Below are 15,579 nucleotides of genomic sequence, written 5' to 3'. Positions count from 1 at the left end.
CATGAACCCGATGGACCCGCCGGGCCCCCCGCGCCCGGACCCCGACGACCCGCTCGGTCACGACGACCCGTACGGGGCCGCCGCCCTGGCCGCGTACGAGGGGTCCAGGGCGCTGGCCGCCCGGGACGCCGCGCACCGGGCGCACACCGAGCGGCTGCTCCTGGTGTGCGCCGACACGCTGGACGCCTGCGGACGGCTGCTCGCCGAAGGGCCGGGCGCCGCGGACCCGGCGGCGTACCACCGCAGCCTCGAACTCGTCGTGCGGCAACTGGAGTCGGCCGTAGCCGACGAGGGCCTTGAGGTGTTCGGGCGCGCCGGGGAGCGCGCGGACCCGGCGACGCACCACGTCGTCGAGGTGCGCGCCGCTCCGGACGGGACGGTGGACGACGAGGTCCTTGAGGTCGTGCGACGCGGGTATCGATACCGGGGTCAGGTGCTGCGCGCCGCCCGGGTCGTGGTCGCGGCGGCGGACAGCGGCACCGACGGCGGGGCAGGCAGGGCACCACGGGAAGGGACCACGCACGGATGAAGGCCATCGGGATCGACCTCGGCACGACGAACAGCGCCGTCGCCGCCCACGATCCGCACCGCGGCGACATCGCGGTGCTCACCAACAGCAAGGGCGACCGCCTGACCCCGTCCGTCGTCGGCCTGGTGCGGCGCGACGGCAAGGAGCAGACGATCGTCGGCGAGGACGCCCTGAACTGGGCGGTGCGCCAGCCCACGGACACCATCGTGTCGGTGAAGCGCCTGATGGGCCGGGACTTCGCGGACACCTCGGTGGCCGAGGCCCGCGACCGGCTCAGCTACGGGATCGTGGCCGGGCCCGACGACGACCCGCGCGCCCATGTGATGCTCGGCGGCCGCACCCGGACGCCCGCCGAGATCTCCAGCGTCATCCTCGACAAGCTGGTGCGGGACGCGGCGCGCACCCTCGGCGAGCAGGTCACGCACGCGGTGATCACGGTGCCCGCGTACTTCCGGGACGCGCAGCGGGCGGCGACGCGGGAGGCCGCGGAGCGCGCGGGCCTGGTGGTGAAGAAGATCGTCGACGAGCCGACGGCCGCCGCGGTCGCCTTCGGCCTGCACAAGCCGGACGGCGCCCGCAGCCGCGTCCTGGTCTACGACCTGGGCGGCGGCACCTTCGACATCTCCGTCCTGAACACGGTCAAGGACCGCGACGGGCACAGCCAGTTCCAGGTGCTTCGCTCCGCGGGGGACATCTGGCTGGGCGGCGACGACTTCGACCTGGTGATCGTGGAGCGCATCATCGCCTGGATGCGCGCGGAGCGGGGCGTCGACCCGGTGGCCGACAAGGAGTTCCTGTTCCAGGCGAAGAAGGCGGCGGAGGCGGCCAAGCGGGAGCTGAACGAGCTGCCGGAGACGTACATCGTGATCCCGGCCGCGTACCGCGGCCCCGAGGGGATCGTCGACGTCGAGATGGCGCTCACCCGCGACGAGTTCCAGGCGATGATCGCACCCCTGGTGGCCCGCACCATGGACCTGGTCAAGGAGACCCTGTCGGGCTTCGAGCTGACGCCCGGCGACATCTCCGACGTGCTGCTCGTCGGCGGCGGCACGCTGACCCGCCCGGTGTACGAGGCGGTGGAGGCGTTCTTCGGCGCCGACAAGGTGCGCCGCAACATCAACCCGATGGAGTGCGTGGCCTACGGCGCGGGTGTGCTCGCGCAGACCCTCGACGGCGTGGAGTGCCCCGCCCCGAAGTGCGCCCGGACGAACGAGTACACCGCCGAGACCTGCGTGGACTGCGGGCAGAGCCTGGTCAACGGGCGGCCGGTGGGCTCCACGGGCCTGTTCGAGTCGACGCCCATGGCCATGGGGATCGCCGCCGTGAAGGGCGCGCAGCGGGACGTGTTCGTCGAGATCATCCCGGCGGGCTCCCCCTATCCGCTGCCCGAGCCGCGCCAGCGCACGTTCCACGCGACGGACAGCAGGCTGATCCGGGTGCCGGTGTACGAGGGCGACAGCCATGTGGCGAGCGAGAACCACGAACAGGGCGTGGTGGAGTTCGAGCTGCCGCAGGAGATCGAGATCAACTGCCATGTGGACGTGTCGTTCAACTACTCGGCGGACCGCATCATCACCGTACGGATCTCCGTGCGCGGCACGGACATGGTCCTGGAGGCGACACCCAGGCGCGAGAAGCCCCGCACCCCGCCGCCCGAGACCGAGCAGGAGGTGGACAGCGCGGTGCTGCGCGAGGAGCTGGGGCTCGCCGTGCGGGAGGCCCAGCGCTTCCTCAAGCAGTACGGCACGTACATCGAGCAGACGCAGGAGATGAAGGCGCGCCGTGACGTCGCGCAGGCGCAGCGGGCCGTGGAGATGGGCGACAGCCGCGAGTACAAGCGCCTCACCGAGCTGCTGCTCGACGACATGTACCACCAGTGCGGGCTCGCCAGTCAGTTCCGGCAGGCCGAACTGGCCTCGGACGGCGCCCCGTTGGAGACGGTCAACGCGATCAGTGACGCCGTCGAGCAGGTCAAGGCGGCCCATCGGCAGGGCAACCGCATCCAGACCGCCGAGCAGGCCAAGAACCTGCGCAGCATGATCGCCGTCGCCTATTCGGAGCGCGCGGTGCCGACCCTGCCCAGCAAGAAGGACTACGGAGGCATCCTCCAGGTCCCCGACGACACGGCCGGCGGATGACGGCAGCCAGGGCCGGGGCGGACCGCGTCAGCCTCGGCGTGGACTTCGGCGCCACCGGGGTGCGGGCGCTGTTCGCCGGGTCCGGACAGCAGGTGCGCCGCCTCGACCTGCCCGCGGCCGGACCCCCGTGGCTGGGGTGCGCCCCGGCCGGGGCGGGCGTCCTTCCGGTGACGTTCCCGAGCCTGAAGTCCCTTGTGGGCAGCGGGCGTTCCGTGCCGTGGCGGGGGGAGGCCGCCGACGTGGACGCGGTCGTGGTGCGGCTCTTTCGGGCGCTGCGCGAGCGCGTCGAGGAGCAGGCGGACGCGGGCGTCGCGCAGACCGTCGTCAGCGTGCCCGCGTCCTTCCAGTCGGCGCAGCGCCAGGCCCTGCGGGACGCGGCCAGCGAGGCCGGGCTCACGCCCGTGCGGCTGATCAGCGACTCGATGGCCGCGGTCATGGGGCACACCACGGACCGCGACAGCGGCACGTTCCTCGTGTACGGCATGGGGTACGAGGGGTTCGAACTCGGCCTGGTACGGGGCGTGCGCGGGCACTGCCGCGCCCTCGGCTACGACGGCTCGGGCACCTCCGGGGGCCGCGCCTTCGACGAGGCCACCCTGAAGTCCGCGGTGCGGCTGCTGCGGGCGCACCGCGGGCCCGCGTCGGTGACGGGCGCCCCGGCCGAGGTGTGGCTCGGCCTGCGCGAGCGGGCGCAGCGGGCCCGGGAGGCGCTGACCGGTCCGGCCGCCGGCGGCGGATCAGCGGTCACGGACTTCGCGGCGCTCACCCTCGACCTGGGCACCGGGCCCGCCCTGCGCATGGGCATCACCCGGCCGAACCTGGACACGTTCCTGGAGCCGCACGTGCGCCGGACCGTGCGGCGCGCCCAGGCCCTGCTCGACGAGTCCGCGGTGCCGCGCGGTGACGTGGACACCCTGCTCCTGGTCGGCGGCGGCACGCTGATGGAACAGGTGCGTGCGGGCGTCGCGGGCCTCGGCCGGCGCACCGCCCACGGACCCCCGGAGTTGCTCGCCCTCGGCGCGCTCAAGCACGCGGTGCGGCTCGGGGGCGGCAGCGCCCCGTCGTCCCGCTCGACGGCCCTGGAGGAGGGCCTCCTCGAGCCCGCCGACCCGACCCGCGACACCCTCGCCGACGCCCCCGCCCTCACCGCGAGCCTCTTCCCCCTCGACGCCCCGTCCGACTCCCCCGCCGACGGCACCCCGGCCGCGCCGCGCCAGGACGTCGCCCGCGCCCGGGACCTGGCCCGGCAGGGGCGCAGGCAGGAGGCGGTGGCGCTGCTCCGGGACATCGTGACGGAGGCGCGGGAACTGCTCGCGGGGCTGGAGGCGGGGCTGGGCACGAGGGTGGGGGCGAGGGCCGGCGGGGAGGTGGACGCGGAGGCGGTCACGTCCACGGGTGCGGACGCGGTCACGGTTCCGGGCACGGGAGCGGATACGGGAGCGGGCGCGGGCACGGGAACAGGTGCGGGCTCCGGCACGGGTACCGGGGACAGCCGGGCGGAGGGCGCCGGTGGGACGGAGCAGGAAGAGCGGCAAGAGCGGCCGGACACCGAGGCCCGTGTCGTACGACAGCGCCCCACCCGCGACACCGAACGCCAACTCGCCCGCGCGCGCCTCCTGTTGGAGCATCGCCGGTACGAGCACGCCGTGCAGGCATCCCACCAGGCCTGGCAGGAGGCCACCGCGCACACGGACCGCGCCGACGTGCTGGACGCGATGATCGACGTGCACTGCGCGGCGGCGATGGCCGACATGTCGCCGGACCACTTCGCGGACGCCGAGCGGTGGCTGCGGTGCGCGTACGGCCACGATCCGACGAACGAGCGGGTGCGGGGGCTGCTCGCGCGGCGCACCTTCCGGCACGCGGAGGAACTGCACCGGATCGGTGCGCGGGATGAGGCGATTGAGGCCCTTGGCAAGTGCCTCATGTGGGACCGTGAACACCCCGGAGCCGAGGCGCTGTCGCGCCTGCTCGGCCGTGACGGCAGGAACCGGCACGGCCGGGGGGACGTCCTCGACTGACGAGGCCTCCCGGGCGCGGCGCCCAGGCGCCCATGCCACCGGCCCGGGACGGCCCCTTCAAGCCACTCCGAGACAGGGAGTACGCGTTTGACGCCCGCGGAACTGCTGGACAAGCAGGATCTCATCAAGCAGCTTCAGGACCTCGCGGGCAGGCCGGCGCTCAGCCCGCGTGCCGCCGAACTCCAGGCGCTCGCCGATGACTTGACGCACAGCAACCGGCTCGACAAGTGGGCCGAGCTGGACCTCGTACACGCCTATGTGCGCCCCGAGACCGTCACCGCGTCCGGCTCCCGGCCGTCGGCGCGCCGCGACGGCGTGCTGGAGGCCGCGCTCGGCGTCCTCGTCTTCATCCCGCTGCTGATCACCTGGTTCGGCCTGCGGGACGCCGTGCGCGCGTACGGGGAACTCGCCGAGGAGAACCGCAAGGAGGCGACTCGGCCCTTCCTTCAGTTGTGGCAGTCCGGCTTCGGCGGGCATCTGTCGCCGCTCGGGCGCTTCGAGAACGTGGCGCTGACGGCCGTGGTGCTGATCGCCCTGCTCGTGCTGCTCTCGGTCGTGCACGCGCGCGTGCGCTGGCGCGCCGACAAGGAGGAGGTGGACCAGGAGGCGGAGCGGGAGCGGCTGCTCGCCCGGCTCGCGTCCGTGCTCACCCGGATCCAGTTGCTGCTCACCCAGCATCGCAGCGCCTCTCCCACCCAGTTCGCCGCCGAACTGACCGAGGCCGCGCGGCAGATGAACTCCCTCGCCGCCAAGGCCGAGAAGAACCACAAGGAGCTGACCGCCGCGGCCGGTGCGGTGGCGACCGCGACGACATCCATGCAGGACGCCGCGACCAGGCTGACCAAGGAGGTGCCGAAGCTGGGCGCGGCGGCGAACCGCATGGAGACCACGCTGCGCGACGTCCAGGCGGCGACGGTCCAGGCGGGCGCCGCGAACACCGCGGCGGCCGACGTCATCGCCGAGCGCGTGAAGGCGGCGGGCACGACGGTCGAGACCTCCCTCCAGGCCCTGGTCACCGCCCAGCGGGCGCTCGTGGCCAAAACGGAGTCGGTCGCCCGCGCCACCGAACAGGCCTCCCAGGCCCTGGTCACGAGCACCGGCCGCACGAGCGACGCGATGGACGGCATACGCGAGGCCACGGAGCGCTGGGACGCGGCGGCGGCCCACTGGCAGGACGCGGCGGCCCGGGTGGAGTCGGGCGTGCGGTCCGCGGCGGGCTCCGCCACGGTTTCCCCGGCGGGGGCGCCCGTACGCAACGGGGCGGGGCGTCCGACGGCGGATCTGTACGGGGCGTCGACGCCGGACCCGTACGGGGCACCGCTCGCGGGCGGCCACGGGCAGCCCGACACGGAGCCGTACGGCACGCCGCTGCCCTCGTACGACGCGTCGACGGGCCCGTACGGCACGCCGACACCGCGGCCGGGCAGCACGAACGGGGCGCCCGTGCCCGGGCCTCGGGTGACCGAGGGCGCCCATACGCCGACAGCGGCCGCAGCACCAGCACCAGCACCAGCACCAGCACCAGCCACGGCACCGCACGAAGACACCACCCCGCAGGACGCGCCACGCGACTCCACCCCGCAGGACACCGCGTCGGACGTCGCCTCGAACCGCACCCGCGCCCTGCGTCCGCCCACCCGGCGCCCGTCCGCTCCCCCGCCGTCCGGAGGTGACGCGTGAGCCCGTCCCGACGGCGGGGCCGGGGCACGGGCAGCCGGGTCGCGGGCGTCGTCCTCGCGGGCTGGCTCTTCGCGGACCTCCTCCTGGTACTCGCCCTGGTGTCGATGGCCGACCGGCCCGACCCGCTCGCCGCGCGCCCGAAGCCGTCGAACAGCGCGGGCGGGACGAAGAAGCCGGAACCGAAGCCCACGGGGCCGCGTTCGGTGGAGCGCAGGCCCGAGGAGTTCAAGGTCAAGGGCACGGACAAGGACGCCATCGTGGCGCAGATCGGCCGGTCGACGAAGAAGTGGCAGGGCCGTACGGCCGCGCTCGTGCTGACCTTCGGTGGCGACCGGAACGGCACGGCTTACGCCCACCGCGTCAACTCGCTGCTCAGCAAGGGCCGTCCGGAGATGTTCACCCGCAAGACGGCGACGGACGACTTCCACGATCTGAGCAGCAGCCCGTCGACCGCCGTGGTCCGGGTGTACTTCTTCACGGCGCCGGGAGGCTGACCGGTGGCGACGACCTGGCGGCCCGGCGTCCGGGGCACCGACGGCGCGCCCCCGCCGCTGCCCGTGCTCCCCCAGTTCCCCGGCATGCGGGGCTATCGCCGCCTCCGCGCCAGCATCACGGACTTGGGGTTCCGGCACGCCGCCGAGCTGCTGCGGGAGCCGGGCCGGCAGCGGGCGGCGAGCGGTGTCTTCGGCACCCTGCCCACGGCGGAGACCGACGACGGCTTCCGTGTCCTCGACGGCCTGTGGTTCCCCGGCCGCGGCGGCCTGTGGCAGCGTGTGGACGTGCCGTTCGTGCGGCGGGCACGGGAGGCCTGGCAGACGTCGGCCGACCCGCGCGCGCTGACGGCGGCGGCGGTCACGGACGTCCTGGAGACCCTGGCGCGCGACAACCCGATGGGCCTGCGGCACGTCGTCCTGTGGGAGCTGTGCTGTCTGCTGAAGGACGGCGGCGACGGCAAGGGCGGCGGGCGCGGCGGCGGTACGTACGCGGCGACGACCGCCGACGACGTCGCCGCGCTCGGCGTGCACCGCAGCGAGGCCCGTCTCCTGGCCGCCGCCGTGGACGCCGCGTTCCCGGCCGCCGGGGAGGCACGGCGCGCGGCGGAGGAGTTCAACGACGTCTGGCCGAGCGCCCGCCTTCGCCGGGCCGAGCGCCTCGCGGACCTCCTTCCGACCGCGCCGGACGACCACGTCCTGGCCGCGCTGCTCGGCACCCTGCGGGCCCGCTCCGCGAAGGTGCGGTTCCGCGCGTACGCGGCCCGCAGGACGCAGGAGGGCGGCGACCCGCGGGCGGCGGCCACCACGTGGCTTGCCGCGCTGCGGCAGGCCACGGACGCGCCGGAGCTGCGGGCGGGCCTGCTCCGGTCGGCCACCGCGCTGGCCGACGCGCCCTCCACCCCCGAGCAGGCCGCGGTCCGGGCGTGGACGGAGGACCGCCGCGTCGGCCTGAGTTGGCGTACGCCGCACCTACCGGGAACGCGCTCCGCCGCCCCCGTGACGTACACCGTCCTGCGCTTCCACGACGGAGCCCCGGAGGCCACCACCGAGATCGCGAAGGTCGACGTGACCGGCCCGGAGGGGCGGCTGTTGACGGCCCACGACCCGGCCGCGCCGCTGGGCCGCGTCCTGCGCTACGCCGTGCTGCCGCTGCGCGGCGACCGCGTCGCCGGCGTGCCGCACGTCACCGCGCCGGTCCTCGTCACCCCGGACATCGAGCTGCTGCTGACCAAGCCCGTGCCGGGCGGCGTCCAGGTGCACTGGCAGCCGCCCCCGGCGGCCGTCGACATCGAGGTGCTGCGCTACGACGTGCCGGACGTCGGCGCGGCGCACGGACCGACCGTCGTGCCCTGCGGACGCCGGGGCCTGGTGGACGACGCGCTGCCCCCGGGGATCTACACGTACCAGGTGAGCTGCGGCTACCCAGGGCCTGACGGCACCGTCGTCCGGTCGCCCGGGGTGCACGTCATGGCCCGCGCCGACGAGTGGCCGACCCCTGTGGAGGAGCTGACCGGCGAGCTCGCCGGGGACCGCGTGCTGCTCGGGTGGCGCGCGCCCAGGCGCGGCTGGAGCACGCTCGTGCCGTGGCCGGGTGGTCCGGTCGAGCCGGGCACGGACGTGTCGGAGCGGTTCGCCCGCCTGACCGCCGACGCCACGCCCGGCGGGGGCACGCCGGACCTGTCGGAGCTGCGCCTGCGCGGGGAGGACCCACGGGACCTGCTGCTCGAAGTGAACCCGCCCTCGGTGGGGCGGCTGCGGATGACGGCGGTGAGCGTGCTGGGCGAGCGCGCGGTGGCCGGTTCCAGTGTCGTCATCGAAAGTCCGGCCCCGGTCAAGGACTTGACGGTGGTACGGCTCGCTCCCGGGCGCGCCAACGCGTGGTTCAGCTGGCCGGAGCCCGCCGTGCTCGTCGAGGTCGGCTGGCACGACGGCACGCGCGGCGACTCCCGTCGTGTGCCGCGCAGCACATACATGACGAAGCTCGGCGCGGTCGAGTTGTCCGTGCCGGACACCGCCTGCACCGTCACGGTCACCCCGCTGACCCGCCCGGACGCCATCGTGATTCCGGCGCCGCCCGCGCACGCCGACCTGCCCGCGGCGCACCTGCCGCCGCCCCCGCCGGAGCCCCCGCTGTGGCGGAAGTGGTGGCGCCGCTGGCTGCGCACCCGTGGCCGCCAGGGCTGAAATCCCGCCCGCCACCGGCACCCGGCCGGACCCACCGCTCCCCTGCCTCGTCGGAGCGCCCGGAGCCTCGGAGTACCCAGGGCCCCGGAATCCCGGAGTCTTCGGAGCCCGGGAGTCCCCAGAACCCCGGACTCCCCGCCCCCTACTCCTTGACCTCCGCCTCCACCCCGCCCCCGAACTCCAGGAGCAGCCCCGACTGCAGCGCGATGGTGCGGCCCGGCTCCACCTCGCGTACCGAACCGTCGTCCTTGCGGACCGTCCACACGTTCTGGGTGCGGTTGGTCAGGCCGTACCGGCCGCGCTGCTTGGGATGTTCTGTGACCTCGCCGACGACGGCGCGGAAGTCGTGCCGGTCGGGGTCGCCGTCCAGGTGGTGGGCGTACACGCGGGCGCTCGGGTCGAGGCGGATGCCGCGGCGGGTGCGCAGGGTGGTGCCGGTGGCGGTGACCAGTTCCAGGCGGGGCGGGAGCTGGAGGGGCCGACCGCACTTCCAGCATTCCGGCGGCGCGCCGTCGGGCTGGGTCAGGTTCTGCCTGCCGCACACGCGGCACTGGGTGATGGCGTCGAGGACCTGGCTGAGCGCGTCCCGCCACTGCGTCTCGCGGACCCGCTTCGCGGGCGCCTTCAGGCCGTCGGTGAACGTCTGCACGAACAGGTCCCGCAGGATCTGCGGCAGCGCCGCCCAGGTCGCGATGACGGTCGGCTGCTCACCGGCGACGGGACGGTTGCGGGTGTCCGCCGGGTCGTACACGAACACCGGGTCCGTGCCGTACAGCTTGCGCTTGGCGGCCTCGCCCATGCAGTGGATGCGCATGGCGAGCGCCCCGTTGAAGGGGTGCTCGTTCATCAGGAGCAGGAAGAGCAGCACGGCCAGGGAGTGCAGGTCGGTCTGGGTGCCGGGCTGCGCGCCCCGGTCGCCGCGCACCAGCTCCGGCGCCATGAAGTCCATGGTCCCGGCGACCCCCGCGGTGCCGCCCTCGACGACCGCGTTGTCGTTGTCGCAGACCAGGACGTCGCCGGTGCGCGGGTCGAAGAAGATGTTGCCCCAGTTGATGTCGCGGTAGGCGATGCCCTTGGAGTGCAGCGCGCGGTACGCCTCGACGGTGTGCAGGGCGACCGTCACCAGCGTGCGCATCGTCGCCTCCTTCACGGACGGGTCGCGCCGGAACAGCGCCGGCAGGTCCTGGAAGCGCGCGGGGCGTACGTCCATCAGATAGCCGAAGCCGGGCTCCTTGCCGTCGGGGTCCATGACGATGGACCGCGGCCACAGGAAGCGGTCGTCGTCCCAGCCCTTCTCGATGAGCCCTTCCAGGATGTGCCGCTGGCGGGCGTCGGCGAGCTGCGGGTAGTACCACTTCACGGCGCGGTCGCCGCGGACCGTGGACACGCGGTACACCTCGCCCTGGCCGCCGGATCCGAAGAGCTCCCCGACCGTGACCTGTTCGCCGGCCTCGGTCACCAGCTTCTTGCCGGTGGCGAGCATGCCGTTGCTCATGCGGTCCCCGTTCCTTCCGTCATGCCGTTGTCGTTCCTTCCGGTGCCGTGCCGGGCGCGTCGGCGGACGCCGTGCCGGGCGCGCCGCGCTCCGCGCTCGCCGTCCCCGTCGCGAAGGCCGCCACGAGCGTCGTGTCGTCCCCCGAGTACTTCGCCGCCCGCGCCAGCCAGTCCTCCAGTTGCCCCTGTACGGCGGCGACGCCCTGTCCGACGGCGCGTTCGCACACGCCGGTGGCGAAGTCCAGGAAGCCCTGGTGGTCGGCGAAGCTCTTGGAGAGCCCGTCGGTGGACAGGAGCACGGCCGGCGGCGGGCCGCCGGTGAGGGGCTGCCAGTGGGTGCGGGTCTTGCGCCAGGGCTCCGGCTCGCACAGCGAGTCGGTCTCGTCGCCCATGTCGGGCCCGGTGGACAGCGGTGTGTGCGGTACGCCGCCGTCGTCGACGAGCACGATGTCCCCGTCGCCCAACTGCCAGCACAGCAGCATGTGCGGGGTCAGGACGGCGCCGAGCAGGGTGCTGCCGTACGCGGAGAGGTCCCAGGTGCCCGCCGGCCCTTCCCGGTCGCGGCGGGCGCGGGCCGCGGCGCGCCGGGCGGGCCCGGCTCCGTGCGCGGGCGAGCTGGCGTCGTGCACCAGGGCCCGTTGCTGCCAGCGGTGCCCGACGGCCCGCGGCAGCAGCCTGGCCTCGGCGCGCAGCCCCGGCCAGTTCGCCGCGTCGGCGCCGAGCCGCACCGCCTCGTGCGCGAAGACCTCCGCGCAGGCCGTGAACTCCTCGACGGCCCAGCGGGCGCCCTGGTCGCTGCGGAAGTGCGCGGCGGAGCCGTGGCCGTCGGCGACCGTCAGGACGACGGCGCGGCCGCCCGCGGTGGCCTTGGCGGCGCACCGGTCCTGGCTGTACTTCTTGGCGACGCCCTTGACGGCGCCGCGGAGCAGCTCCCAGTCCGCTGCCCGGTCGAGCGGCGCACGGACCGCGGTCACCAGATCTCGTCTTCGTCGCCGCCCTTGGTCAGCGGCGGGCCCAGCGGCGCCGCGGGCTTGGCGTCCTCGACCTTGGGGGTGGAGGCGTCCTTCACGACGGCGGTGGACATCCAGCGGATGGCGGCGGCGAGCTGACGCGGGTTCTTGGCCTGCAGCGGCTCAAGTTCGGGGTTGGCGAGGAACTCCTTCAGCATGCTCTTGTCCGCGTCGTCCCCGATGGCGACGGCGACGCGCACGGCCCGCTTGCCCCAGGGCGTGCTGTCGATGGCGCGCAGGCCCGCCCGCCAGTCGTCGGTGGGCTGGCCGTCGGAGGCGAGGGCGAGCACCGGGGGCAGGGCGCGCTGCGGCATCGGCGGAGTCTCCAGGGCCCCCGCGGCCAGCTTGAAGGCGGCGCCCATGTCGGTGCCGCCGTAGGTGTGCACGTCCTCCCAGGAGAAGCTGTCGACCGGGGTCGGCTCGCCGACGTGCCAGCTCGCGCCGCTGGCGAACGAGATGGCCCGCACGAGCAGCGAGGCCGCGGGGTTGGCGTCGGCGGCCTGCCGCATCTCCGGGATGGCCTCGCGGATGGCGAAGTTCAGCTGCCCGATCTTGCCGTTCACGCTCATGGAGCCCGAGCAGTCGAGCATCCAGATGAAGTGCACGGGGCGGCTCGCCATGGAGCCGCCGGGGAAGTTGTCGGCGGTCTCGCTGGACTCACCGGTGACGATGGTGCTGTTCGTTCGGCTCACGCTGGTCCTCTCCAGGTGGATCGGGGTGGATCAGGTCGGGTGCTGACGGTCTCGTCGGTCTCGTCGGTGCTGACGGTCCCGGTACGCCTCGTCGGTGCTGACGGTTCCTCAGTACGAGGTGACGTACGGGGAACGAGGCGCGGTTGCGGGAAGGGGCGGGCGGACGGGGCGGCGGCTACCCGGAGCGGAAGCCGTGGCGCCAGGCGTTCCACTCCCGCAGCCGGGCCTCGCCCTGGCGGTGGGCGATGATGGTGGCCACCTCGCTGAGGCGCCGCTCGTCGAGGCGGGCCACGACGGGCGCGAGGATCTCGTGGAGGAGTTCCTGGGCGACCTGCCGCCAGTCGCGGCTGACGCCGGGGCGTCGCGTGGGCCGCCACAGGTCGTAGTACGCGCTGATGTCCTCCGGTAGCCGTGGCAGGTCCCGTTCGAGCTGATCGCGTCTGCGGTCGTCGAGCATCAACTGTCGGTAGGGATCTAGGAGTTCGGGCCCGGAGGAGATCAGGTAGCCGTACACGGGCGGGCGGGCGAGCTGCTGGGCCTCGGCGTGGACGAGGGCGACCGCGACGAACTCGCCCACGCCCCGGCGCACGGTGACGGCCAGCGGTGCCGCGTCGGCGTGCAGGGTGCGCAGCCGGTGGACGCTCTGCGGCAGGGCGATCCGGCGGTCGGCCAGGTCCTGGGCGAGGACGAGGAGTTGGGCGGTGGCGCGCTGGTAGCGGTTCAGGCCGCGGTCGTGGAGCAGGTCGCGGGCGAACGTGACGGTCTCCCGGTCGAACCGGTCGGGTGCCGTGACGACGCCCGTGATGTGCCTGCCGAGGCCCGCCTGGACGAGCAGCGGCACGGTGCAGGTGCGGGCGAGCCAGGGGAGTTCGGCGGGCGCGGGGTCGGCGCCGCGCCACACCAGCCGCCACACCTGCCGCAGCGTCGCCGCGTCGCTCACCCGGCGCCCCGGCAGGGTCTCGGCGAGCTTGCCGAACAGCTCGGCGCCGCGCAGCCCGTTGCCGGGGCCGCTCCACTGGGCGGCGGCCGCGGCCAGGCGCAGCGGCGGCGGCGAGTTGTCGTCGAGGTTGCGGCGCAGCCAGTCGCCCTGCGGCGAGGCGGCGAGTTCCCGCAGCAGGTCGAGCCGCCCCATGCCGACGTCGGAGCCGAGCAGTTTCAGGACCCGCCGGGTCAGGGGGGCGTAGTCGACGGCGTCGAGGACGTGCACGGCCTGTTCGCGGTGGGTGCCCTCGGTGGTGCGCAGGGCGCGGGCGAGCCGCTTCAGCGCCGCGTCGATGCCGCGCCCGCCGTCGGCGGCGACCGCGAGCGCGAGCCGCAGCGGTTCCACCCAGGCCTCCGCGGGCTCCCGCAGGGCCCGCCACAGCGCCTCGTCGGCGTCCCCGCCGTACTCGGCCCGCAGCGTCCTCTTGGCGTGGGCACTGAGCGGCAACTCGTCGCAGGTTGCGGCCAGTTCCGCGGGAAGCTCGCGCGGGTCGGCGCCACCGAGGCGGTGCCGGGCCAGGGCGAGCGCGAGGGGCTCGGCGGCGTCCGGGGCGTGGGCGTGCAGCTCTCGGCAGAGGGCGGTGAGGCGGGTGGGGTCGACGGGAGGGGGGAGGTCGGTGGGAGGGGTCGCCAGGCCGTCGGCGGGGGCGGAGGCGGGCGTGGAGGCGGGTGCGGTGGCGGGGATGCCCGGTTCCGGTGCGGCGTCGCCGGTGCCGCGCGCCGAAGAGCCTTCGCCTGGACGACTCGCGGACGCACCCTCGCGGGCACGACCTGCCGACGCGCCCTCGCCGGTACGACTCGCCGAAGGGCCCCTGCCCGTACCACCCGAAGAAGGACCCCCGCCGCTGACGCGCACCGCCTCCACCAGCGCGGCCATCGCGTCCCGCCGCGCGCTGCCCGTCAGCTCGGCGAGGTCTCCGCCGGACAGCAGGCCCGCGCGGAGCAGGGCGGGCACGAGCCGGGTCGGCGAGAAGGCTTCGGAGTCGGGGTGGGAGCCGGTGCCGGAGTCGGAGTCGGCCGGGTCGTCGCGGCCGTCGGGGGCGGCGGTCGTGTCGGCGGTGGCGGCCGTGGCGGTCACGGCGGAGGTGGCGGCGGACGTGTCGACGATGGTGGCAGTCGTATGAGCGGCGGCGGTCGTGTCGACGGTGGCGGCGGCTCCGGCCGCGGGCCGGGGCAGCGGTACGCCCGCGATCCACAGCCGGGCCGTCCAGGTGGCCCAGATGTCGGTGGCGGGCGGACTGCCTGGGCCGTCGAGGCCGTCGTGGACGCGGTAGAGGTGGTCGAGGGTGGTGACGTCGAAGCGGTCGAAGTCGGCGTCGGGGCCGATGCCGATGATGTGCTGCGGGGCCCGGCCGGGGTCGGCGGCCCGGGTGGTGAACGTCAGCGAGGGGACGTACGCGGGCGGCAGCGAGGCGCAGGCCAGCGCGATCCAGCGGGCGACGGTGTCCGGGCTCTCCTCGGCCACGACGAGCTGGCGTCCGGCCGGGTCGTCGAAGAGGCGGCGCACGTCGGCGAGGAAGGGGGCGACGCGGGGTTCGTGCGCGCGGGCGAACGCGGCCAGCTCGGCGGGGCCGAACGGGCCGCCGGGGCCCAGGAGTTCATCGGAGTCGGCGTCGGCGTCCCCGTCGGCCGGGGGGTCGGCGGCGAGGGCCGACCCGGCCGCGAGCAGCGTGACCGGCCACTCCTCGGCGAAGTGTGCCGCGTCGGCCCCGGTGAGGTGGATGGCAAGCACCCCGCGTTCGGTACCGCCGGTGCGGCACAGCAGGCCGGCGCCGTCGGGCAGCCTGCTGAAGCTGAACCGCGCCTCGCGCCCGAGCCCGTCCGCGCCCCGCCCGCACCCGGCGCCGACGGCGAGCGCCACCCACTCGGCGACTTCCACGTCGTCCGTCGAGGCCGCGTCCGTATCCGCGTCCGAACCCGCCGTGGCCGTCGCCGGGGCTCCCTGGTCGGGCAGTTCGCCGGACCGCGAGCCGGACTCCGAGCCGGACGCCTGCGCGGGCACCAGCCCCGAGGCACCCCCGGAAGCCGAACCCACGGCAGACGCCGACGCGCGCGCAGCCGTCGAAGCGCCCTCCGGTGCGGCGGACGCGGCCCCAGGGCCGGGCCCGGAGCCGCACCCGGAGCCGGGCGGGACAGGGACAGGGACAGGAACCAGCCGGACGGCGCCGGTGACCGACTCCTCGTCGAGCCGGTAGTTGAGGTGGCGGATGGCCATGCCACATTGTGACCATCAGCGCGCACCGCCCGCAGGAAGTCAGCCAACTTCCCACGCCCACCGGGAGTTTCGCCCCGCCGCTCCCGGCCCGTGGGGCACGACGGCGCTCTTGCGCGGCCCGCCGGTCCCGGCCATGGTGAC

The 15,579-nt window shown here is 74.9% G+C and carries 10 protein-coding genes; 6 read left to right on the top strand and 4 right to left on the bottom strand.

The features are described 5' to 3' along the window. Nucleotide 1: 1 nt before the first annotated feature. The 6 genes from ACZ6BG_RS32375 to ACZ6BG_RS32350 all read left to right on the top strand — a co-directional run bounded on the left by ACZ6BG_RS32375 (nucleotide 2) and on the right by ACZ6BG_RS32350 (nucleotide 9,046). Complete coding sequence (locus tag ACZ6BG_RS32375; RefSeq protein ID WP_469007912.1) at nucleotides 2-529, top strand: nucleotide exchange factor GrpE; 528 nt, start codon at nucleotides 2-4, stop codon at nucleotides 527-529. Then, the gene (locus ACZ6BG_RS32370) at nucleotides 526-2,667 is read left to right on the top strand and encodes an Hsp70 family protein (RefSeq protein ID WP_469007908.1); all 2,142 of its coding nucleotides are present in this window, start codon (nucleotides 526-528) and stop codon (nucleotides 2,665-2,667) included. Before ACZ6BG_RS32375 ends, ACZ6BG_RS32370 begins: the two co-directional genes overlap by 4 nt. Continuing rightward, on the top strand, nucleotides 2,664-4,688 hold the full coding sequence (locus ACZ6BG_RS32365; RefSeq protein ID WP_469007904.1) for an Hsp70 family protein: 2,025 nt from the start codon (nucleotides 2,664-2,666) through the stop codon (nucleotides 4,686-4,688). The genes ACZ6BG_RS32370 and ACZ6BG_RS32365 overlap by 4 nt, the downstream gene beginning before the upstream one ends. An 87-nt stretch (nucleotides 4,689-4,775) precedes the next feature. Next, on the top strand, nucleotides 4,776-6,368 hold the full coding sequence (locus tag ACZ6BG_RS32360) for a hypothetical protein (RefSeq protein WP_469007900.1): 1,593 nt from the start codon (nucleotides 4,776-4,778) through the stop codon (nucleotides 6,366-6,368). Further along, complete coding sequence (locus ACZ6BG_RS32355; protein WP_469007897.1) at nucleotides 6,365-6,862, top strand: hypothetical protein; 498 nt, start codon at nucleotides 6,365-6,367, stop codon at nucleotides 6,860-6,862. Before ACZ6BG_RS32360 ends, ACZ6BG_RS32355 begins: the two co-directional genes overlap by 4 nt. A gap of 3 nt (nucleotides 6,863-6,865) precedes the next feature. Further along, a complete protein-coding gene (locus ACZ6BG_RS32350) occupies nucleotides 6,866-9,046 on the top strand; it encodes a hypothetical protein (protein ID WP_469007894.1) in 2,181 nt (726 codons plus the stop codon). Between the two features lie 142 nt (nucleotides 9,047-9,188). Here ACZ6BG_RS32350 and ACZ6BG_RS32345 read toward each other — a convergent pair whose 3' ends face one another. The 4 genes from ACZ6BG_RS32345 to ACZ6BG_RS32330 all read right to left on the bottom strand — a co-directional run bounded on the left by ACZ6BG_RS32345 (nucleotide 9,189) and on the right by ACZ6BG_RS32330 (nucleotide 15,438). Then, nucleotides 9,189-10,541, bottom strand: a complete 1,353-nt coding sequence (locus tag ACZ6BG_RS32345; protein WP_469007892.1) for a protein kinase domain-containing protein — start codon at nucleotides 10,539-10,541, stop codon at nucleotides 9,189-9,191. A gap of 19 nt (nucleotides 10,542-10,560) precedes the next feature. Beyond that, nucleotides 10,561-11,514 carry a protein phosphatase 2C domain-containing protein gene (locus ACZ6BG_RS32340; protein ID WP_469007888.1) on the bottom strand — a complete coding sequence of 318 codons (954 nt, stop codon included), beginning with the start codon at nucleotides 11,512-11,514 and terminating at the stop codon, nucleotides 10,561-10,563. Beyond that, on the bottom strand, nucleotides 11,511-12,170 hold the full coding sequence (locus tag ACZ6BG_RS32335; protein WP_469008178.1) for a vWA domain-containing protein: 660 nt from the start codon (nucleotides 12,168-12,170) through the stop codon (nucleotides 11,511-11,513). The genes ACZ6BG_RS32340 and ACZ6BG_RS32335 overlap by 4 nt, the downstream gene beginning before the upstream one ends. 247 nt (nucleotides 12,171-12,417) lie before the next feature. Further along, nucleotides 12,418-15,438 (bottom strand): GTPase-associated protein 1-related protein, encoded by a 3,021-nt coding sequence (locus ACZ6BG_RS32330; RefSeq protein ID WP_469007885.1) that lies wholly within the window; start codon nucleotides 15,436-15,438, stop codon nucleotides 12,418-12,420. Nucleotides 15,439-15,579 lie beyond the last annotated feature (141 nt).

Source organism: Streptomyces sp. NPDC041205 (assembly GCF_055591765.1).
The sequence above is the reverse complement of the archived record's forward strand: the minus strand, read 5'-3'. Positions and strand labels throughout refer to the sequence as shown.